The sequence below is a fragment of the Streptomyces sp. NPDC111744 genome (genome assembly GCF_055634995.1).
The window spans coordinates 333,169-354,033 of record NZ_JBVKCG010000009.1 but is presented as its reverse complement, the minus strand read 5'-3'; the positions used below and the strand labels follow the sequence as shown (position 1 = coordinate 354,033).

Below are 20,865 nucleotides of genomic sequence, written 5' to 3'. Positions count from 1 at the left end.
GTTTGGGGGAGACTCTCTCCTTGGGTTGGGGGAGAACGTGCGAAGAAGGAGAGGTGTGTGTTTCTTGGTGGGAGCACCCACCCACCAGAGAGCGGGGTCCCCACGCCAAAACCCCGCCCCCCCCCCGCTCCTGGTTCAGTCGTACGCGGCTCAGACCTCCACGACGACCGGGAGGATCATCGGCCTGCGGCGATACGTGTCCGAGACCCACTTGCCGAGGGTCCGGCGGATGAGTTGCTGCAGCTGGTGCGGCTCCACGACCCCGTCCTGGGCCGAGCGTTCCAGGACCTCGGAGATCTTCGGCACGACGGCCGAGAACGCCGAGTCGTCGATGCCGGAGCCACGCGCCTGGATGTGCGGACCACCCGTGATCTTGCCGGTGGTGGAGTCGACCACGACGAAGACCGAGATGATGCCCTCGTCACCGAGGATCTTGCGGTCCTTCAGGGCCGGTTCGCCGACATCGCCGACGGAGAGACCGTCGACGTAGACATAGCCCGCCTGGACCTTCCCGGAGATCTTGGCCTTGCCCTCGACGAGGTCGACGACCACGCCGTCCTCGGCGATGACGATGCGGTCGTGCGGGATGCCCGTCAGGGCGCCGAGCTCGGCGTTGGCACGCAGATGGCGCCATTCGCCGTGGACCGGCATGAGGTTCTTCGGTCGGCAGATGTTGTAGAAGTACAGCAACTCGCCGGCGGAGGCATGGCCGGAAACATGCACCTTGGCGTTGCCCTTGTGGACGACGTTGGCGCCCCAGCGGGTGAGGCCGTTGATGACGCGGTAGACCGCGTTCTCGTTTCCGGGGATGAGGGAGGACGCCAGGATGACCGTGTCGCCGTCGACGATGCGGATCTGGTGGTCACGGTTGGCCATCCGGGACAGGGCGGCCATCGGTTCGCCCTGGGAACCCGTGCAGACCAGGACCACCTGGCTGTCCGGGAGGTCGTCGAGCGTCTTGACGTCGACGACGAGGCCCGGCGGGACCTTGAGGTAGCCCAGGTCCCGCGCGATGCCCATGTTGCGGACCATGGAGCGGCCGACGAAGGCGACCCGGCGGCCGTACTCGTGGGCCGCGTCCAGAACCTGCTGGATGCGGTGGACATGGCTGGCGAAGCTCGCCACGATGATCCGCTTGCCGGCTCCGGCGAAGACCTGGCGCAGGACGTTCGAGATGTCGCGCTCGGGCGGGACGAAGCCCGGAACCTCGGCGTTCGTCGAGTCGGCCAGAAGAAGATCGATGCCTTCCTCGCTCAGCCGTGCGAACGCGTGCAGATCCGTCAGACGGTTGTCCAGCGGGAGCTGGTCCATCTTGAAGTCGCCGGTGTGCACCGCCATGCCGGCCGGGGTGCGGATGGCCACGGCCAGGGCGTCCGGGATGGAGTGGTTGACGGCGACGAACTCGCAGTCGAAGGGGCCGATGCGCTCGCGCTGGCCCTCCGCCACTTCCAGCGTGTACGGGCGGATGCGGTGCTCCTGGAGCTTCGCCTCGATGAGGGCGAGGGTCAGCTTGGAGCCGATGAGCGGGATGTCCGGCTTCTCGCGGAGCAGGAAGGGGACACCGCCGATGTGGTCTTCGTGGCCGTGGGTGAGGACGATGCCCTCGATGTCGTCGAGGCGGTCCCGGACGGACGTGAAGTCCGGCAGGATCAGGTCGATTCCGGGCTGCTCCTCCTCGGGGAAGAGCACTCCGCAGTCGACGATCAGCAGACGGCCGCCGTACTCGAAGACGGTCATGTTTCGGCCGATCTCGCCGAGCCCGCCGAGCGGGGTGACGCGCAGGGCGCCTTCGGGGAGCTGGGGCGGCGGGCCGAGTTCAGGATGCGGATGACTCAAAAGACTCTCCTCACCACGCACGCCACGTACCGGTCGGGCACGTGGCGTGCGTGACGTTCGTGCATAAGCAGTTGTCGTTGTGGGATGCGGGCACCGGTGTCCCGCCTTATTCAGTTGTTAAGCCTTGCTACGCGGACGTCCGCGCGAAGTCTGTTGTCAGAGCTGTACCCCGCCGGCAGCAAGATCGATCTTGAGCTGGGCGATCTCCTCGGCCGAACATTCGACCATGGGGGCGCGCAGGGGCCCGGCGGGCAACCCTTGGAGGGACAGCGCGGCCTTGGTCGTCATCACGCCCTGGGTGCGGAACATGCCGGTGTAGATTGGGAGCAGCTTCTGGTGGATCTCCGTGGCCTTCTGTACGTCACCGGAGGCGAAGGCCTCGACGAGGACCCTGAGGTCCGGGGTGACCACATGGCCGACGACCGAGACGAAGCCGACAGCGCCCACGGAGAGCAGCGGCAGGTTGAGCATGTCGTCGCCGGAGTACCAGGCGAGGCCGGACTGCGCGATGGCCCAGCTCGCGCGGCCGAGGTCGCCCTTGGCGTCCTTGTTGGCGACGATCCTCGGGTGCTCGGCCAGGCGGACGAAAGTCTCGGTGTTGATCGGGACGCCGCTGCGGCCGGGGATGTCGTAGAGCATGACGGGTAGCCCGGTCGCGTCGGCGACGGTGGTGAAGTGCCGGTACAGGCCCTCCTGCGGGGGCTTGTTGTAGTACGGCGTGACGAGCAGCAGGCCGTGGGCGCCGTCGCGCTCGGCCTGGCGGGCCAGCTCGATGCTGTGGTGGGTGTCGTTGGTGCCGACGCCGGCCACGACGTGGGCGCGGTCTCCGACCGCCTCCACTACGGCTCGCACGAGATCCGATTTCTCCGCATCGCTGGTGGTGGGGGACTCGCCGGTGGTGCCATTGATGATCAGGCCGTCGTTGCCTGCGTCCACCAGGTGGCCGGCGAGCCGCTGCGCGCCGTCGAGGTCGAGTGCGCCGTCCGCCGTGAAGGGCGTGACCATGGCGGTGAGGACCCGCCCGAAGGGGGTCTGCGGAGTGGAGGTCGGAGCCATGGGTTACACGCTACTCGGTGCTCACGGCGCGGTCTGCCCTTGGGGTGCGGGGAAAGTCCGGACAAATGCGGAGCCCGGCACTGCCTGCTCGGGGGTTCAAGCAGTGCCGGGTCCGTTTGATCAGGCTAGATGAACTTCACCAAATGCCGCAATACGGACACCTCGCCAGGCTGATCCGTACATCTGTGCCGAGCGCGACAAGATGCACGACACAGCGTTCGACAAAACAGCCGGCTACGGCGCGACACGGCCGTTGGCGTTGAAGGCTGCGTGGGTGAGCGGCATGAGCCTGGCCCACTCCGCCTCCATCTTCTCGCCGACCATCTCGATCTCCCGCTGCGGGAAGGACGGCACCTTGGCCAGCTCGTGCTGGGTACGCAGGCCGAGGAAGTGCATCAGCGACCGGGCGTTGCAGGTGGCGTACATCGAGGAGAAGAGGCCGACGGGCAGGGTGGCGCGAGCGACCTCGCGGGCGATGCCTGCCGAGAGCATCTCCTGGTACGCGGCATAGGACTGCAGATAGGACTCCTCCATCGCGGCGGCGACGGACTCGTACTGTTCGGGAGTGCCGTGGACGAACTCGTACCTGCCGGGGCGTCCCTGCTGAACCAGCTTGCGGTCCTCGCCGGGAACGTAGAAAACCGGCTGGAGCTCGCGGTAGCGCCCGGACTCCTCGTTGTACGAATTGTGTACGACAAAACCGTCCGCGATGAAGTTGTGGTGCGGCGGTGGCATGGAGATGTCGTAGGTCATCTCCTCCCCGTCGGGAACGACGGAGAGGACGCTCTCCCAACGCACGCCGTTCTGGAGTGCGCGACGGCGCGCTCCGCTCGGCACGCCTTCGCCGTTGGTCTTCCTCCGGTGACACGACTTGCAGGCCGGCCGCAGGTTCGAGACGTCGAGTGCCTTGGTCAGATCGGCGTCCACCGGGACGACGTGATCCAGCTCCAGGTCCTTGGCCTCGAACTTCTCGTCGCAGATGTAGCAGAGGTCCATAGGCGCGACGAGCTGGGCTCGTTGCTCGGTGGTCCAGATCCGGATGCCCTCACGCAGGCGCTTCGGGATGCCCACCCGCTCACCGGTCCCCACACGGCCCAGCCGCCCGATCCGGTCGCCGACGCGCAGATCGCCGGCGCGAACCCAGCCGTCGGGCGTCCATACCCGGTGCTCTGCGGTGCACCGCAGAGCCTTGCCGTTCGTTGTCGACACCTTGAGGATCGGTTTGACGCCGGACTCGAAGACGTCGACCATGGGCGCCTTCTCCGCCAGCCCGGTCTCCAGGTTGATGGTGTCGGCCAGGAGGTTCTCGCAGGACTTCAGCCTGCGCGTACGCCCCATGGAGTCGGGCACACCGATCTTCCAGTCCCGGTACACGTCCGCGATGCGTTTGGCTTTGCCGTTCTTGCTGGTGCCGACACGGATCATGGCGTCCCCCGGCAGGCACCAGCCCACCCGGTGCCGCATGAACTCGCGGAAGACGAAGATCGGGGCGCTGATGAAGAACGTCATCGAGTTGTGCTCGAAGGGGCTGCCGTGCCGGTCCCGCATCAGGTAGTTGATCAGACCCTTGGAGCGCTCCGGGTCCTTCTTCAGCTCGTCAAGGGACTGCTCGCCGGCGGTGGAGACCCGGGCGGCCCACAGCACGTCGGAGTCAGCCGCGCTGTGCTTGACCAGCTCGACGGTGACTTCGCTGCGGAAGCTGGGCTTGAGGTCGTCGGCGGGGGTGTCGGTCACGGCTCGGAGGGTCCTTCCATCACTTCTCTCGGGCGGCGCCCACTCTACGGCCCGGCACTGACATCGGGGCGTTCGGTGCCGGGGCGCGACATCTTTGGCCAACTTCGGTGAAGTTCTGTGAATTCGGGGCAACCGGGCACCTATCGCTACGTTCGCTCGTCTGTGTTGGTGAGAGCGATTCGTTCGATCCCTGCCCCTCAGCTCCCGAGAGGAGACGCCCCCCATGTTCGGTCGGCGCGAACCCGTACCGTTCGCCTTCATCGCCGAAGCCGACAGGTTCCGCAGCAATGTCACTCCCCCGCCCCGTCAGCGGTCGTCCGTGAGTCAGATAGCCGGGCGATGGCTGCTCGGGCTGACCATCGTCGCCGGCATAGTGGGCTCGCTGGTGCTGGGCATGCCGGCGCTGTCCACGCCGTCCGACACACAGACCCAGCAGTCGCAGGCCTCTCAGGGGCACTGACTCTTCCGGCCCCCGCGAGTGGTGAGCGGGGACACGGGCGGATAGCCTCACCGGGCACAGCCCATGCATGGATTGAGTGAGGACCAACCGTGCCCCTGCCCTTCCTGACGGCCGACCGCCCCTATGACGCGGCACTCGACAACGCCCTGCCGTTCGACGACCGGGACCGCTGGCGGCGCCCCTACCGGCCCGGGCCGTGGCGGGTGGGGGGGTCCGCCCTGTGGCTGCTGCTCGCCTCGTTCGTGCTGTTCGCGGCGGTCGCGCTGGCCCTGACCGGCTCGCTGTCCTCCGCCGGGGCGGTCCTCGGTATCGCACTGCTGATCATCGCCGCCGCGCTGCGGATACTGCGCATGGGCGTGTGGGTGAGCGCGCGCGGGGTGCGCCAGATCGGGCTGCTGTACACACGGACTGTGCCCTGGAAGCGGGTGGTCTCGGTGCGCACCGCGCAGCAGCCCGTCCGCTGGCTCGGGCTGCCGCGCACGGTGCAGGGTCAGGCGCTGACGCTCGTACGCAAGGACCGGTCGCCAGAGGACACGGATCCGTTGCTGACCACGCACGGGATGGACTTCCTGGGCCGGGCGTCGGCCTTCGACCGTGCGGCGGACGCGGTGGAGGCGTGGGCGGCGGAGTACCGGCGCGACTGAGGGCCGTCAAGCGACACGCAGCAGGGGCCGGTCCGCGTGGGTGCGGACCGGCCCCTGCTGCGCATGTGGGCCGCGCTCACGCCTCCACCGGCCTGCCGTCGTGCAGGGCGATGGCGCGCTGCATCGCCTTGCGGGCGCGCGGGGTGTCGCGGGCGTCGTGGTAGGCGACGGCGAGCCGGAACCAGCTGCGCCAGTCGTCGGGGTCGGCCTCCGTCTCGGCCTTGCGCTTGGCGAAGACCTCGTCCGCGGAGCCCCGGTCGATGCGGCCGCCGGGCGTGCGCTTCAGTTCGTCCACGGGCAGGCCGCCCTCGGCGTCGAGCTCGGCCGCGAGGGCGTTGGCTCTGCGGACGAACTGGGTGTTCTTCCACAGGAACCACAGCCCGATGACCGGCAGGATCAGCACCGCCACCCCGAAGGTGACGGTGAGGACCGTGCCGGTCTGGATGAGCATCACGCCCCGGCTGCCGACCAGGACGAAGTAGAAGACGAGGACGGCGGCCGTGATGGCGTAGGAGAGCTTCGCGCGCATGTCAGCAGGCCCCGGTCAGCCCAGGTCCAGGAAGTTTTCCAGACCGAAGGTCAGGCCCGGAGCGGTGACCACGCGGCGGGCGCCGAGCAGGATGCCCGGCATGAAGCTGCTGTGGTGGAGGGAGTCGTGGCGGATGGTGAGGGTCTCGCCCTCGCCGCCCAGCAGGACCTCCTGGTGGGCCAGGAGGCCGCGCAGGCGGACGGCGTGGACGGGGATTCCGTCGACGTCGGCGCCGCGTGCGCCGTCCAGGGCGGTGACCGTGGCGTCCGGTGCCGGGGCGGTGCCGGCCGAGCGGCGGGCCTCGGCGATGAGCTGGGCGGTGCGGGTGGCGGTGCCGGAGGGGGCGTCGACCTTGTTCGGGTGGTGGAGCTCGACGACCTCCACCGACTCGAAGTAGGGCGCGGCGATCTGCGCGAACTTCATCGTCAGCACGGCGCCGATGGAGAAGTTCGGGGCGATGAGCACACCGGTCTCCGGGGACTGGTCCAGCCAGCCCGTCAGCTGCGCGAGGCGCTCGTCGGTCCAGCCGGTGGTACCGACGACGGCGTGGATTCCGTGGCGTACGCAGAAGTCGAGGTTGCCCATCACCGAGGCGGGGGTGGTCAGTTCGACCGCGACCTGGGCGCCGGACTCGGCCAGCGCCTCCAGCTTGTCGCCCCGGCCGAGGGCGGCGACCAGCTCCATGTCCTCGGCGGCCTCGACCGCCTTGACCGCCTCGGACCCGATACGGCCCTTGGCACCGAGGACCGCCACGCGCAGCTTGCTCATCTTCTTCGTTCCTTACCGGTGGTGTGTCAGGCGACGGCGTCGTGCAGGCGTGCGGCCTGTTTGTCCTTGAGCGGGCCGATGACCGACAGCGAGGGGCGCTGTCCCAGGATGTCGCGGGCGACGGAACGGACGTCGTCCGGGGTCACCGCGGCTATCCGGGCCAGCATGTCGTCGACGGACATCTGCTCGCCCCAGCACAGCTCGCTCTTGCCGATACGGTTCATCAGCGCGCCGGTGTCCTCCAGGCCCAGCACCGTGGAGCCCTGGAGCTGGCCGATGGCACGGCCGATCTCCTCGTCGGGCAGGCCGTGCTCGGCGACCTGGTCCAGTTCGTCCCGGCAGATCTTGAGGACGTCGTGCACCTGGGAGGGCCGGCAGCCGGCGTACACACCGAAGAGGCCGCAGTCGGCGAAGCCCGAGGTGTAGGAGTACACGCTGTAGGCCAGGCCGCGCTTCTCGCGGACCTCCTGGAAGAGCCGGGAGGACATGCCGCCGCCGAGCGCGGTGTTGAGCACACCGAGCGCCCAGCGACGGTCGTCGGTGCGGGCCAGACCGGGCATGCCGAGGACGACATGGGCCTGTTCGGTCTTGCGGCCGAGGAGTTCGACGCGTCCGGCGGTGCGGATGGTGCGGCTGCCGTCGCGCGGGCCGATGGGTGCCGCCTCGGCGGCCCGGAAGGCGCCGGCCTTCTCGAAGGCCGCGCGGACCTGTCGTACGACCTTGTTGTGGTCGATGTTGCCGGCGGCCGCGACCACCAGGTGGGTGGGGTCGTAGTGCTTCTTGTAGAAGCGGCGGATGCGGTCGGCCGTGAGGGCGTTGACCGTGTCGACCGTGCCGAGGACCGGGCGGCCGAGGGCGTTGTCGCCGAACATGGTGTGCGCGAACAGGTCGTGCACGCAGTCGCCCGGGTCGTCCTCGGTCATGGCGATCTCTTCGAGGATCGCGCCCCGCTCGACGTTGACGTCCTCTTCGAGGATGAGCGAGCCGGTCAGCATGTCGCAGACGACGTCTATGGCGAGCGGCAGGTCGGTGTCGAGCACGCGCGCGTAGTAGCACGTGTACTCCTTCGCCGTGAACGCGTTCATCTCGCCGCCGACCGCGTCGACGGCGGAGGAGATGTCCAGGGCGGAGCGGCGCGTGGTGCCCTTGAAGAGCAGGTGCTCCAGGTAGTGCGTGGCGCCGTTCAGGGCCGGGGTCTCGTCGCGGGAGCCGACGTGGGCCCAGATGCCGAAGGTCGCGGAGCGCACCGAGGGCAGGGTCTCGGTGACGATGCGCAGGCCGCCGGGGAGGGTGGTCTTGCGCACCGTGCCGATGCCGTTCTCGCCCTTGATCAGGGTTTGGGTACGGGCGACGGCCCGCGCCTCCGAGGAGGTGCGGGCCGTCGTCGTGGAGCTGCTCGACGTCACTGGTCGGTGTCGTCCTTCGTGTCTTCGGCTGCGCCCGCGGCGGAGCCGCTGTTGGACTCGGCCTCGCCCTCGATCACGGGGATCAGGGAGAGCTTGCCGCGGGAGTCGATCTCGGCGATCTCGACCTGGACCTTGTGGCCCACACCGAGGACGTCCTCGACGTTCTCCACGCGCTTGCCGCCGGCCAGCTTGCGGATCTGCGAGATGTGCAGCAGACCGTCCTTGCCGGGCAGCAGGGAGACGAACGCGCCGAAGGTGGTCGTCTTCACGACCGTGCCCAGGTAGCGCTCGCCGACCTCGGGCATCGTCGGGTTGGCGATGCTGTTGATCGTAGCGCGGGCGGCCTCGGCGGCCGGGCCGTCGGAGGCACCGATGTAGATGGTGCCGTCGTCCTCGATCGTGATCTCGGCGCCGGTGTCCTCCTGGATCTGGTTGATCATCTTGCCCTTGGGGCCGATGACCTCGCCGATCTTGTCGACCGGGATCTTCACGGTGATGATCCGCGGCGCGTTCGGGGACATCTCGTCCGGCTTGTCGATCGCTTCCATCATCACGTCGAGGATGTGGAGGCGGGCGTCCCGGGCCTGCTTGAGGGCGGCGGCCAGGACCGAGGCCGGGATGCCGTCCAGCTTGGTGTCGAGCTGGAGGGCGGTCACGAACTCCTTGGTGCCGGCGACCTTGAAGTCCATGTCACCGAAGGCGTCTTCCGCACCGAGGATGTCGGTGAGGCTGACGTAGTGCGTCTCGCCGTCGATCTCCTGGGAGATCAGGCCCATGGCGATACCGGCGACCGGGGCCTTCAGCGGCACACCGGCGTTGAGCAGCGACATGGTGGAGGCGCAGACCGAGCCCATGGACGTCGAGCCGTTGGAGCCGAGGGCCTCGGACACCTGGCGGATCGCGTAGGGGAACTCCTCGCGGGTCGGCAGGACCGGGACCAGGGCGCGCTCGGCGAGGGCGCCGTGGCCGATCTCGCGGCGCTTCGGGGAGCCGACACGGCCGGTCTCGCCGGTGGAGTACGGCGGGAAGTTGTAGTTGTGCATGTAGCGCTTGCGGGTCACCGGGGAGAGGGTGTCCAGCTGCTGCTCCATCCGGAGCATGTTGAGGGTGGTGACGCCCAGGATCTGGGTCTCGCCACGCTCGAACAGCGCCGAGCCGTGCACGCGCGGGATGGCCTCGACCTCGGCGGCCAGGGTGCGGATGTCGGTGACACCGCGGCCGTCGATGCGCTTCTTCTCCTTGATCACGCGCTCGCGGACCAGCTGCTTGGTGAGCGAGCGGTACGCGGCGGAGATCTCCTTCTCGCGGCCCTCGAACTCCGGGAGCAGCTTCTCGGCGGCCAGACCCTTGACGCGGTCCAGCTCGGCCTCGCGCTCCTGCTTGCCGGCGATGGTCAGCGCGGAGGCGAGCTCCGGGCGGACGGCGGCGGCCAGCGCCTCCAGGATGTCGTCCTGGTAGTCGAGGAAGATCGGGAACTCGCCGGTCGGCTTGGCGGCCTTCGCGGCGAGGTCGGCCTGGGCCTTGCAGAGCACCTTGATGAAGGGCTTCGCGGCGTCCAGACCGGAGGCGACGACCTCCTCGGTCGGCGCCTCGGCGCCGCCCTGGACCAGCTGGATGGTCTTCTCGGTGGCCTCGGCCTCGACCATCATGATCGCGACGTCGCCGTCCTCCAGGACGCGGCCGGCGACCACCATGTCGAAGACGGCCTCCTCGAGCTCGGTGTGCGTCGGGAAGGCGACCCACTGGCCGTTGATCAGCGCGACGCGGACGCCGCCGATCGGGCCGGAGAAGGGCAGACCGGCCAGCTGGGTGGACGCGGACGCGGCGTTGATCGCCACGACGTCGTACAGGTGGTCGGGGTTGAGCGCCATGATCGTGGCGACGACCTGGATCTCGTTGCGCAGGCCCTTCTTGAAGGACGGGCGCAGCGGGCGGTCGATCAGGCGGCAGGTGAGGATCGCGTCCTCGCTCGGCCGGCCCTCACGGCGGAAGAAGGAACCGGGGATCTTCCCGGCCGCGTACATGCGCTCCTCGACGTCCACCGTGAGGGGGAAGAAGTCGAGCTGGTCCTTGGGGTTCTTGGAGGCGGTGGTGGCCGACAGCACCATGGTGTCGTCGTCCAGGTACGCCACGGCGGAGCCGGCGGCCTGCTTGGCCAGGCGGCCCGTCTCGAAGCGGATGGTGCGGGTGCCGAAGGTGCCGTTGTCGATGACGGCCTCGGCGTAGTGGGTCTCGTTCTCCACTAGCGTTTTCTCCGTTACTTGTCGTCTTTCGTCCCACTCGGCCCGTGTGGCCGGGGGACGGTTACGGAGAAGCGCGCCGTGCTGTGCGGGCCGGTCTTCGATCGAAGCACCCGGGGCTCGCTTCCCCCCGGGGGCCACTACCGAGGACCGGCGGCGGCTTAGGTGCGCTTCTCCTCGTTCTGGGTCGTACGTCGGTGTTCTGAGTCGTACGTCGTTCTGTGTCGTGCGTATTGCGTTGTGCTACCACACTACAAAGCGTGAGTGACACTCCGCACGTTTCCGCACGTACGGCAAAGGGAGCGGCCCCGGGTGTCTCCGGGAACCGCTCCCTTCACGGCGTCTTACTTGGCGCCCGCCGCACCGCGGCGGATGCCCAGGCGGTCGACCAGCGCACGGAAGCGCTGGATGTCCTTCTTCGCCAGGTACTGCAGGAGGCGACGGCGCTGACCGACCAGGATCAGCAGACCACGACGGGAGTGGTGGTCGTGCTTGTGGGTCTTGAGGTGCTCCGTCAGGTCGGAGATCCGACGGGACAGCAGAGCGACCTGGACCTCGGGGGAGCCGGTGTCACCCTCCTTGGTACCGAACTCGGAGATGATCTGCTTCTTCACTGCGGCGTCGAGCGACACGCGTACTCCTCATAGTCTGTGAGAGCCCACCGAGTGCCCCCGGTCTTCATCGCGGGGGAGCTTCCACAACTCGGGAGGCGGGGATCCGTTGGGCGCGGCCTCAGGAGTCCACGGGGGACTCCGGGGGTGCGTACACGAACGGCCGTCGTCCAGGGTACCAGTGCCGATGGGCGTCTCTGTCCTGGGGATGTACAGGAAAGGACGAGACAGTCGAGGACCATGCGACCGCCAGTAGTGTGACCGTCACAGCGTACGTACGTCGTCGGAAAGGGGTCGCCGCGGTATGAGCGAGACGGCTGAGGAGATGAAGGCGCGCAAGGAGCGGGAACGGGACGAGCTCTACGCGCTCGACATCTCGGGCGTCGAGTGGCACTGCGCGCCCGGCACCGAGCAGGACGAGGAGCGGGTCGAGATCGCCTACCTGCCCGAGGGCGCCGTGGCCATGCGGTCGTCGCTCGACCCGGACACCGTGCTGCGGTACACGGAGGCGGAGTGGCGGGCCTTCGTGCTGGGCGCGCGGGACGGGGAGTTCGACCTGGAGCCGAACGAACGCAACGGCGGCCTGACCGCCCAGTGACCAGCGCGCCTCCGCCGGCGAAGAGTCGCAGATGCCGCCACCCTTGGGGCCCTTGCGTTTGCTCGACTGCACCACGACCGCGGTACGGCCGTCGACGGTGACGTGACCGCTGGTGGCGCAGAGGTGACCGTCCAGTCGGAGGGGCACCCGGGCCACCAGCAGGGTCCTGGCCAAGGGCACCGGCACCAGCACCAGGATCGTCGGCGTCAAAGTAGAACCCGGGGTCGACGACACGTCGTCCAGGGACATCACCCGGCAGACCGCCGCCCCCGGCCCGGACGAGGACATCACCAGCGCGCCGCCCGCGACCGGCACGACGGCCACGACGGCCACGACCGCGCCGGAAAGACGTCCGCGCCGCTTTCTGCGCTCACCGTCGGCGGTCAGCGTGGACTGGGTGTAGATGGATGAAGGTGGGCCGAAGCAGCCCCCCGTGGTATCCGCGCGCAATGTCCCCGTTTCCGGGGCCAGTTCAACTGTGCTCTCGCGAACACACGCTCGCCCTACCCGGCCGTCACCAGGGCATCATGGACATGGTTCACGGCCCCGGAGCGGTCAACTGGTGCCCGAACTGACGGTTCTTGCCCGTTTTGTTCACCGATTGTTAGGCAAGACGAAAGCTCTGCACGGGAGTTCCGGGCAGGGTGTGACCAGGTGGACTTCCGTATTGAGACCGACGGGCCTGCCGAGGTCCGGCTCCTGGTGATTAGGCTGGGAGGGGGGGCGCGACGTCAGGACCGTGAACAAGGCGTCGGTGTCCCGAGGGGGAGAGCCGGTGGATCGGACTACCTCAAACGAATACGGATGCTGAGAACGACACGACATGGTCGTCGCGCCGGCACGGCATGAGGGTGCTCGACCACACCAGGAGGAACTGTGAGCAGCGATCGGGACGGGATCCGCGGGGGCTGGGCCACACCCGGCGAAGACCAGCCCGATGCGGAGTCCGTCAACGAGATTACGGGCGAGTTCACCATCGACTACGCGCCGCCCGCCTGGTACACGCAGAACGCGGCGGGCGGCCCGGGACCGGCCGACGGACCCGGCGGACCGGGGGCGGCTCCGGGTTCGGGTGCCCCGGGTGCCGGCGACCAGTCCGGCGCGGCCGGTGGGGCGGGGGCTCCGGGCTCCGGTTCCGGTACGACGCCTGCCGCGCAGCCCCGTTCACCGTTCCCGCCGGGGACGCCGATTCCTGGGCTGACTCCCCCTCCGCATGCCCAGCAGGGGAGCGGGACGCCGGGTCCCGGGGTCGCGTTCACACCGCCGCCCACCTCGTCTCCTGGTGCGCCTTTCACCCCGCCGCCCACCGCGACGCCGGGTGCGCCCTTCACGCCGCCGCCCGCCTCGACGCCGGGTGCCCCGTCCGCGTCCGCGCCTGCCGCGACGCCCGGGGCGCCCTTCACGCCGCCGCCCACGTCAACGCCCGGGGCGCCGTTCACTCCCGCGCCCACGGCGACGCCGGGAGCGCCTTTCACGCCGCCGCCCGCCTCGACTCCGGGTGCGCCCTTCACCCCGCCGCCCACCACCACGCCGGGTGCGCCGTTCACGCCACCGGCGCCGAGCGCGGACGCGGGGGCACCGGCCGCACCGCCGGCGCCGGCCGCCGTGCCGTTCACCCCTGCCGCACCGCCTGCCGACAGTGCGGCCGCCGTGCCGAAGTTGCCGGTCGGATTCGAGCCGCAGCGGCCTGCCGCCGAAGGAACGGCGCCGGAGGCCGAGCCGGAGAACGGTGACCTGGAGAGCGGGGCGACGATGCGGTTCTCCGCCGTCGCGCTGAAGCGTGACATGGCCGAGGCCGCCGAGCAGCGCCTTACCGAGGACGAGGACGAGGACGAGGGCGAAGCCGACGAAGCCGACGAAGCCGACGAAGAGAAGCAGAAGGCGGCCGACGTCGTCGCGCTGCTGGTTGACTCCGGCGCCAAGGACGACTCGGACCACGAGGACGAGGCCCCCCTCGACGACGCCGATTCCAGCGGTACGGCCGAGACGGACGAACCCGCCCAGGAAGCCGACCCGGTGGACGACACCAAGGAGGACGAGCCCCAGGACGCTTTCGCCGACACCGACGACGACGGCGAGAACGGCGGCCCCGATGACGCCGTAGCCGCCGAGGGCACCGCCGAGCCCGAGGACGCGCCCCCGGCTCCCGAGGCCGCCGTGCCCACCGCCTGGGCTCCCCCGCCGACGCCGCCGGCCGCGGTGCCCCCGTTGCCGCCGTCCTACCAGCCCGCGGCCCCCGCACCGGCCGCCCAGTGGCCGACCCAGCCGGCGCCGTCGGAGCCGGCGCCCGGTCAGCCGCAGCCCCAGCCGGCGCCCCCGCAGGGACCCGCCGGCGTGCCGGGGCAACAGCCGCCGTTCCAGCCGCAGGCCCCGCAACCCGCGCCGGCCGCCTGGAACCAGCCTCCGGCCCAGCAGCCCGGCGCCCCCGTCCCGCCGCAGCAGGCGCCGGGCGCCTACGGCTTCCCCCAGCCTCCGGCACCCCAGGCTCCCCCCGCCGCACAGCCGCAGCCCGCCGCCCCCGCCGCACAGGGCGGTTACGGCTACCCCGGCGCCCCCGTGCCCCAGGCGCCCGCGCCGGGCGGTTACGGCTTCCCGCAGGCCCCCCAGGACCCGCGCGCAGCCCAGCCCGCCCAGCCCCCCGCTCCGGCCCCGCACCCCGAGCAGCAGGACCTGCGGGCGCCGCAGGCCCCCCAGCCCCCGGTCGACCCGCGTGTCGGTGCCGCCTGGCCGCAGCCCATGCAGCACGACCAGCGGCAGATGACCAACCCCGGTGCGGCGCCGCTGGGTTACACCGCGGCCGTGGAGCTGTCCTCCGACCGGCTGCTCAACAACAAGAAGCAGAAGGCGAAGAGCGGCCGGCCCGGTGCCGCCCCCTCGCGGTTCAAGCTCGGCGGCAAGAAGGAAGAGGCCGAGCGGCAGCGGAAGTTGGAGCTGATCCGCACGCCGGTGCTGTCCTGCTACCGGATAGCGGTGATCAGCCTCAAGGGCGGTGTCGGCAAGACCACCACGACCACCGCGCTCGGTTCCACCCTCGCCACCGAACGCCAGGACAAGATCCTCGCCATCGACGCCAACCCGGACGCCGGCACGCTCGGCCGCCGGGTGCGCCGCGAGACCGGCGCCACCATCCGTGACCTGGTCCAGGCGATCCCGTACCTCAACTCCTACATGGACATCCGGCGGTTCACCTCGCAGGCCCCGTCCGGCCTGGAGATCATCGCCAACGACGTCGACCCGGCCGTCTCGACCACGTTCAACGACGAGGACTACCGGCGCGCCATCGACGTGCTGGGCAAGCAGTACCCGGTCATCCTCACCGACTCCGGCACCGGTCTGCTCTACAGCGCCATGCGCGGTGTGCTCGACCTCGCCGACCAGCTGATCATCATCTCGACGCCGTCGGTGGACGGTGCGAGCAGCGCCAGTACGACGCTGGACTGGCTGTCCGCGCACGGGTACGCCGACCTCGTGTCGCGGTCGATCACCGTGATCTCCGGAGTTCGGGAGACCGGAAAGATGATCAAGGTCGAGGACATCGTGGCGCACTTCGAGACGCGCTGCCGGGGTGTCGTGGTCGTCCCCTTCGACGAGCATCTCTCCGCCGGAGCCGAGGTCGACCTCGACATGATGCGGCCGAAGGTGCGCGAGGCGTACTTCAACCTCGCGGCGATGGTCGCCGAGGACTTCGTACGACACCAGCAGATGCACGGTCTGTGGACCAGCGACGGCAACCCGCCGCCGGTCGCCGCCCCGCCGATGCCGGGTCAGCCGCTGCCGGGCCAGCAGTACGCCCCGCCGCCGGCTCCGGGCCAGCAGCAGCCGTACGCACCGGGACAGCCGTACCCGCAGCAGCCGTACCCGCAGCAGCCGTACCCGCAGCAGCCAGGACAGCCGTATCCCCCGCAGGCGCAGCCTCAGCCGGGCTACGGCTACCCGCAGCCCGGCGCCCAGCCCCCCGCTCCCCCGGCCCAGCAGCCCGGCGGCTATGGCTTCCCGCAGCAGCCGCCCCGGCCCCAGGAACCGCCGCAGCCGCCCCAGCAGCCGCAGCAGTAGCCGAAACGCCGAAGGGCGGCCGGTGCCTCACCGCACCGGCCGCCCTTCGGCGTTTGGACGAATCCTCTGGCTGAACCCTCTGGTCAGGCGTTCTCGGCCGCCACCAGTTCCCGGCAGCGTTTGACGTCGTCGGCCATCTGCTCCAGTAGCGCGTCGAGCGACTCGAACTTGGCCTGGCCACGGACGTAGGCCAGGAAGTCGACGGCGACATGCAGGCCGTACAGGTCGAGGCCGACGCGGTCGATGGCGTACGCCTCCACCGTGCGCTCGGTGCCGTCGAACTGCGGGTTGGTGCCGACGGAGATCGCCGCCGGCATCACCTCGCCCTGGGCGTGCAGATAGCCGGCGTAGACGCCGTCGGCGGGGATGGCGCTGTGCGGCAGGGTCTCCACGTTGGCGGTGGGGAAGCCCAGCTCACGGCCGCGCTGGGCGCCGCGTACGACCACGCCCTCCACCCGGTGCGGGCGGCCCAGGATCTCGCGGGCACCCGCCATGTCGCCCGCGGCTACCAGACGCCGGGTCAGGGTCGAGGAGAACGGCTCGCCGCCGCCCGCCTCGCCGCGCACGAACAGGTCGACGACCTCGACCTCGAAGTCGTAGACCTTGCCCTGCTCGGCGAGGAACTCGACGTTGCCCGCGGCCTTGTGGCCGAAGCGGAAGTTGGGGCCCTCGACGACGGCCTTGGCGTGCAGCTTGTCGACCAGCACCTTGACCACGAACTCGGCCGGCGACAGCCGCGAGAACTCGGTGGTGAAGGGCAGGATCAGCACCGCGTCCACGCCCAGCTCCGCCATCAGCTCGGCACGGGTGTGGTGCGGGGCGAGCAGCGGCGGGTGGCTGCCGGGGCGGACGACCTCGCTGGGGTGCGGGTCGAAGGTGACGACGACGGCCGGAATGCCCAGCTCACGGGCTCGGTCCACGGCATGCCGGATGATCAGCTGGTGACCGCGGTGCACCCCGTCGTAAGAACCGATGGTGACGACGCTGCGCCCCCAGTCCTCGGGGATGTCCTCCAAGCCACGCCAGCGCTGCACTGTGACCGCTCCTCGAACCTGTGTCCGTTGTCCGTCTTACGCAGGTCTAAGGGTGCCATGTTTGCCGGACCCGTCTCACACCGGCACGGTCGCTGTGATCTGGCGCACGCCCCCGTCGCCTCATGCGGGCACCCGGACACCGGCCAGGTTCCCGAGCATCCGCCGGGTGCTCGGCCCCACCACCGCGGCCCATTCCTCCGGGGTGTCGCTGAGCCAGCGGGCCATCAGGGCGGCGAATCCGGGCACGTGCCGGCCCAGGTCGACCAGTCCGCGGTCGAATCGGGTCGCCCCGTCCGGCGTGCGGACCAGCAGCAACCCGGTGCGCCTGACCAGCTCACGCATCTGGTCACCGTCGTCCTCGCGCTGTACGGCGGCCGCGTGCAGCAGCGCGTCGAGGACGCCCGGGTCCCGCTCGTGGGCGAGCAGGAACTCCAGGAGTTCCCGGCGCAGCGGTCGCGAGGCGGGGGTGCCGGCCGCGCCCAGTACGGTCGCGAGGGCCGCCCGTACCGGCTCGGGGCCGCCGTGGAGCAGTCCGGTGACCAGCGGCAGCAGGACGGCACGGGCCCCGGCGCCCTGGTCGAGACGGCGTTCGACGAACCCGGCCACCTGTCCCGCCGTTTCCGGCCGCAGTTCGACGGCCTCAAGGACCAGCTCGGTGACCCGGTGGGCGAGGGTCGGGGTGGTGACGTCGGCGAGGGCGCGCAGCACCTGTCCGGCGCCCGGCCCGCGCAGCCGGGCACGGAAGGCCTCCAGGACGTCGTCGGGGTGGGTGGCCAGGGCGGGGACCAGGGCGCTCGGCGCGAGCTGCGGGTCGCCGGTGGCGAAGTGGCTCAGTGCCTGAGGGAGATGGCGGGCCCGGGTCCGCGGGTCGCGGACCAGCAGAGCGAGGGCGCCGCCGTGCAGGGTGCAGTCGGCGGGGCGGGCGAGCAGGGCGAGCGCGGCGTAGCGGAGCAGTTCCCGGTCGGGCTCGCTGCGGACGTGCGGGGCGGCGCGCAGCCCGTAGGCCACGGCGGCCACCCGGCGGGCCGGGCGCTCGTCGTGCGCCCAGCGGTCGACGGCCCGGCACACCGCGGACGGCTCGTCCTCGGCGAGCACGGCGAGCAGTTCGTCGCCCCGCCGGTGCGCGGCGTCGACCAGTACCTCGGTCAGATCGTCCAGCGCCCGGTGCCGGTGGGTGTGCAGCAGCGCCTGCGCCGCGGTCGCCACGGTGGCGTGCGGCATCGCAGGCAACGGCCGCTCGTCGTCGAACCACCGGGTGAGATACGGCTGTACGGCGGTGGGGTCGGCGGCGAGCAGCCGGGCGACGGCGTCCAGATGGCGCGGGACCGTGCCCTCGGCCTCCTCCGCCGTGGGCCGGGCCCCGAACCGCCCGACGCCCGCGGTCTCCGGCAGCGGCTCGTCCGCGAGCACCAGCCTCCGCAGCAGATCGAACCGTTCGGCGTCGGGCAGGGCGAGCGCGGTCCAGAAGTCCGGCCCGAAGTCGGTGGGCGCGGGGCGCTGCCTGCCTACGACACGGTCGGCGAGCAGCCGCAGCACCCCGGTGTACGGCGTGGCGTCGGGCAGCCGGAGCAGGGTCTGGGTGAGCAGCCGCGCGGCCCACCAGGAGGCGGGGTCGAGGTCGAGGGCATGCGCCAAGTCGTTCAGCCGAGGGGTGAGTTGGGATGGTCCGTACTGGCGGTCGAGGAGCAGCAGGGCCTGGACGACGGGGCCGACCCGGTGGTGCGGGACGGGCAGGGGGTGGGCGGTCTCGGGGGTCCGGGCGCGGTGGACGAGGGCATGCAGAGCCTCGTCCAGGTCCAGGTGCATGCCCTGGATCCAGTCGGCCAGCTCCTCGTGGGCGAAGCGGTAGCCGTCGCCCGCCGGGACCAGCAGGCCCTCGGTGAGCACGGCGGAGGCCCAGCCCGAGCCGCCGCCGAGGTGGGCCGGGACGGGCCCCCAGGGGAACACCGCCTCGAACGACTCCCGGTCCAGCTCCCCCTGGCCGGGCCCCAGGCTGCGCCGGGCGGCCTCGTGCACCTGGCCGGAGACGCGGGCGGCGAGCCGTCGTACGGCCGTACCGCGCAGGCCGTTCTCGGCGGCCAGCCGGACCGCGATACGCAGGCACATCAGGTCCAGGTAGGCGGCGAAGACGTCGTGCCGGTCGATCGGGCCGTCGGCGGGGGCGTCCGGGAGGGCGGCGCGGACCTCGGAGAGCAGGCGCAGGGCGAGGGGGTGGCGGGCGTCGCGGTCGGTGAGGGCGCCGTCGGGCACGCCGTAACGGGAGCGGGCCCGGCGCGCCTCGTCGGGGGTGAGGTCGGTCAGCCGGACGCAGGAGGGGTCACCGGTGCCCCGGTGCAGCAGTTCGGGCGGGAACTCGGCGCCGGCCCGCTCCCAGTACTCCTCGCGGCAGGCGACGAGAAGCCGGGCGCCGGTGTCACGCAGCCACGCGGCGGTACCCGCGGTCCAGGCGGAGAGCCGGTGGGCGAGGACCGGTGGCATCTCCTCCGGACCGTCCAGCAGGAGGAGGAGGGGGCGCCCGGCCCGGGTGGCCAGCCGGGCCAGTCGTTCCACGGTGAGTTCGCCCAGGTCGCCCGGGAGTTGGGAGCGGGAGGCGGCGACGATCCGGACCGCGCGCTCCAGGGAGCGGCGGGCCGCGTCGGCCACCGAGTCGTCGGCGTCCTTGAGGTCGGCGCCGCGGAGCCAGAGGGTGGGGGCGGGGCGCGCCTCGCGGTTGCGGCGGGCGGCGAGGGCGGCGAGTTCGGTGGTGCGGCCGGTGCCGGGGGCGCCGACGAGGGCCAGGACGGTGCCGGCGCCGGCGCCTTCGGCGAAGGTCGACAGCTCGTTTGAGGTTGCCGATCGTTCGACCGGTTGCACGGGGTCGGTGGATTCCGCAGAGAGTGCCGCGGCAGGTGAGAGTGGGGCTGCGGGTGCGTGGGGGCTGGTCGCGCCCACGCGGCGGTAGCCGCATGTCTGATTCAGCCCCGCGCCCCTTTGGGGCGCCCCAGTGCGGGGGGCTTTGCGGCCGATGTAGCCGGCCAGTGCGCCCGGGGGGCCGTCCTGGCCTACCGAGGTGGCTGTCAGTTCCAGGATGCCCGCGAGGTTGAGGTCGGTGCCGTACGCCGGGACGGACGCGGCGTTGCGGGTGAGCAGGTCGGCCAGGGGGGCGCTGTCCGGATGGTGGAGCGAGACGGCGAAGCCCACGTCTCGTTGGCCGGACTGGAGGGCTGTGCCCAGGACGCCGAGGACCGCGCCGGTCTCCGCGTCAAGGACCGGGCCGCCGGCCGCCCCGCCGCCGAGGCGCAGGGCGTCCCGGCCGGCCGTGCCGATCGCCAACTCCAGGGCGTCGTCGAGGAGATGGAAGCGGTCGGTGGCGGTGTACGTCACCGGGGTCGCGGCCAGCACCCGGGCCTCGCGCCAGCGGTCGGCGGCGATCCGGACGTAGGTTCCGGTCGGGATCCGCTCCCGTACCGTGATCGGCAGCGGGTCCACGCAGAGGCCCTCGGTGCGGATCAGGGCCAGGTCGTGGGCGGGCAGCGGGGTGACCGCGTCCGCGTCGACCACGCAGGTGCGGTCCCCGGCTGCGTGCAGCACGATCCGGGCGAGCCCGTCGACGGCCTCGTGGCTGGTGACGAGCGTGCCGTGGTGATCGGCGAGGAAGCCGGTGCCGCGTGGGCGGCCGGCGAGGTCGCGTACCCGGACCAGCCGGTCGTCGAGTACCGGCCAGGTGTCCTGCCGCGTCTCCCGCGTACCGTCCGCCGTGCGGCGACCGCTCCCGGTCCGCGGGCCCCGTCCCGCCATGATCGAACCTCCCTGACCGTACATCCGTGCCCTTGTCTGAGACGCTAGGCGCGAAATGATCAGCGGGACAGAGCGGGTGGCGAACGCGCCCCCCTCCGCTCCCCCGGTTCACTCCGAGC

Annotated in this window: 14 protein-coding genes and 1 pseudogene; 4 read left to right on the top strand and 11 right to left on the bottom strand. The window is 71.0% G+C overall.

The window, feature by feature from the left end:
- Positions 1-150: 150 nt before the first annotated feature.
- The 4 genes and pseudogenes from ACZ7OO_RS22650 to ACZ7OO_RS22635 all read right to left on the bottom strand — a co-directional run.
- Entirely contained in the window at positions 151-1,836 is a 1,686-nt protein-coding gene (locus tag ACZ7OO_RS22650) for a ribonuclease J (RefSeq protein WP_471506936.1), read from the bottom strand.
- 156 nt (positions 1,837-1,992) lie between these two features.
- Complete coding sequence (gene dapA, locus ACZ7OO_RS22645) at positions 1,993-2,892, bottom strand: 4-hydroxy-tetrahydrodipicolinate synthase (protein WP_471506934.1); 900 nt, start codon at positions 2,890-2,892, stop codon at positions 1,993-1,995.
- A gap of 234 nt (positions 2,893-3,126) precedes the next feature.
- Entirely contained in the window at positions 3,127-4,230 is a 1,104-nt protein-coding gene (thyX, locus tag ACZ7OO_RS22640) for an FAD-dependent thymidylate synthase (RefSeq protein ID WP_471506964.1), read from the bottom strand.
- Between the two features lie 105 nt (positions 4,231-4,335).
- Positions 4,336-4,626, bottom strand: a pseudogene (locus ACZ7OO_RS22635) (FAD-dependent thymidylate synthase); the annotation flags it as partial.
- Positions 4,627-4,849: 223 nt separating this feature from the next.
- Here ACZ7OO_RS22635 and ACZ7OO_RS22630 point away from each other — a divergent pair.
- Positions 4,850-5,086, top strand: coding sequence for a hypothetical protein (locus ACZ7OO_RS22630; protein WP_471506932.1), 237 nt, complete (start codon positions 4,850-4,852; stop codon positions 5,084-5,086).
- A gap of 89 nt (positions 5,087-5,175) precedes the next feature.
- Positions 5,176-5,730, top strand: a complete 555-nt coding sequence (locus ACZ7OO_RS22625) for a hypothetical protein (protein WP_471506930.1) — start codon at positions 5,176-5,178, stop codon at positions 5,728-5,730.
- A 76-nt stretch (positions 5,731-5,806) separates the two neighbouring features.
- On the opposite strand, the gene ACZ7OO_RS22620 is transcribed toward ACZ7OO_RS22625, so the two are convergent.
- From ACZ7OO_RS22620 to rpsO, 5 genes are all read right to left on the bottom strand, one after another.
- Complete coding sequence (locus ACZ7OO_RS22620) at positions 5,807-6,259, bottom strand: hypothetical protein (protein WP_471506928.1); 453 nt, start codon at positions 6,257-6,259, stop codon at positions 5,807-5,809.
- A 15-nt stretch (positions 6,260-6,274) separates the two neighbouring features.
- Positions 6,275-7,027 (bottom strand): 4-hydroxy-tetrahydrodipicolinate reductase, encoded by a 753-nt coding sequence (gene dapB / locus ACZ7OO_RS22615; protein WP_471506926.1) that lies wholly within the window; start codon positions 7,025-7,027, stop codon positions 6,275-6,277.
- 26 nt (positions 7,028-7,053) lie between these two features.
- Complete coding sequence (locus ACZ7OO_RS22610) at positions 7,054-8,433, bottom strand: M16 family metallopeptidase (RefSeq protein ID WP_471506924.1); 1,380 nt, start codon at positions 8,431-8,433, stop codon at positions 7,054-7,056.
- Complete coding sequence (locus ACZ7OO_RS22605) at positions 8,430-10,676, bottom strand: polyribonucleotide nucleotidyltransferase (protein ID WP_471506922.1); 2,247 nt, start codon at positions 10,674-10,676, stop codon at positions 8,430-8,432. Before ACZ7OO_RS22605 ends, ACZ7OO_RS22610 begins: the two co-directional genes overlap by 4 nt.
- Before the next feature lie 341 nt (positions 10,677-11,017).
- The gene (rpsO, locus tag ACZ7OO_RS22600; RefSeq protein WP_004924725.1) at positions 11,018-11,305 is read right to left on the bottom strand and encodes a 30S ribosomal protein S15; all 288 of its coding nucleotides are present in this window, start codon (positions 11,303-11,305) and stop codon (positions 11,018-11,020) included.
- Between the two features lie 283 nt (positions 11,306-11,588).
- Here rpsO and ACZ7OO_RS22595 point away from each other — a divergent pair, with 283 nt between their 5' ends.
- Together ACZ7OO_RS22595 and ACZ7OO_RS22590 are read left to right on the top strand one after the other, a co-directional pair.
- Positions 11,589-11,882, top strand: a complete 294-nt coding sequence (locus ACZ7OO_RS22595; protein ID WP_352226385.1) for a DUF397 domain-containing protein — start codon at positions 11,589-11,591, stop codon at positions 11,880-11,882.
- 876 nt (positions 11,883-12,758) lie between these two features.
- Positions 12,759-15,935, top strand: a complete 3,177-nt coding sequence (locus ACZ7OO_RS22590; protein WP_471506920.1) for an SCO5717 family growth-regulating ATPase — start codon at positions 12,759-12,761, stop codon at positions 15,933-15,935.
- Positions 15,936-16,018: 83 nt separating this feature from the next.
- Here ACZ7OO_RS22590 and ACZ7OO_RS22585 read toward each other — a convergent pair whose 3' ends face one another.
- Both ACZ7OO_RS22585 and ACZ7OO_RS22580 read right to left on the bottom strand, forming a co-directional pair.
- Positions 16,019-16,969, bottom strand: a complete 951-nt coding sequence (locus ACZ7OO_RS22585; protein ID WP_471506918.1) for a bifunctional riboflavin kinase/FAD synthetase — start codon at positions 16,967-16,969, stop codon at positions 16,019-16,021.
- Between the two features lie 120 nt (positions 16,970-17,089).
- Positions 17,090-20,746, bottom strand: coding sequence for a trypsin-like peptidase domain-containing protein (locus tag ACZ7OO_RS22580; protein WP_471506916.1), 3,657 nt, complete (start codon positions 20,744-20,746; stop codon positions 17,090-17,092).
- Positions 20,747-20,865 lie beyond the last annotated feature (119 nt).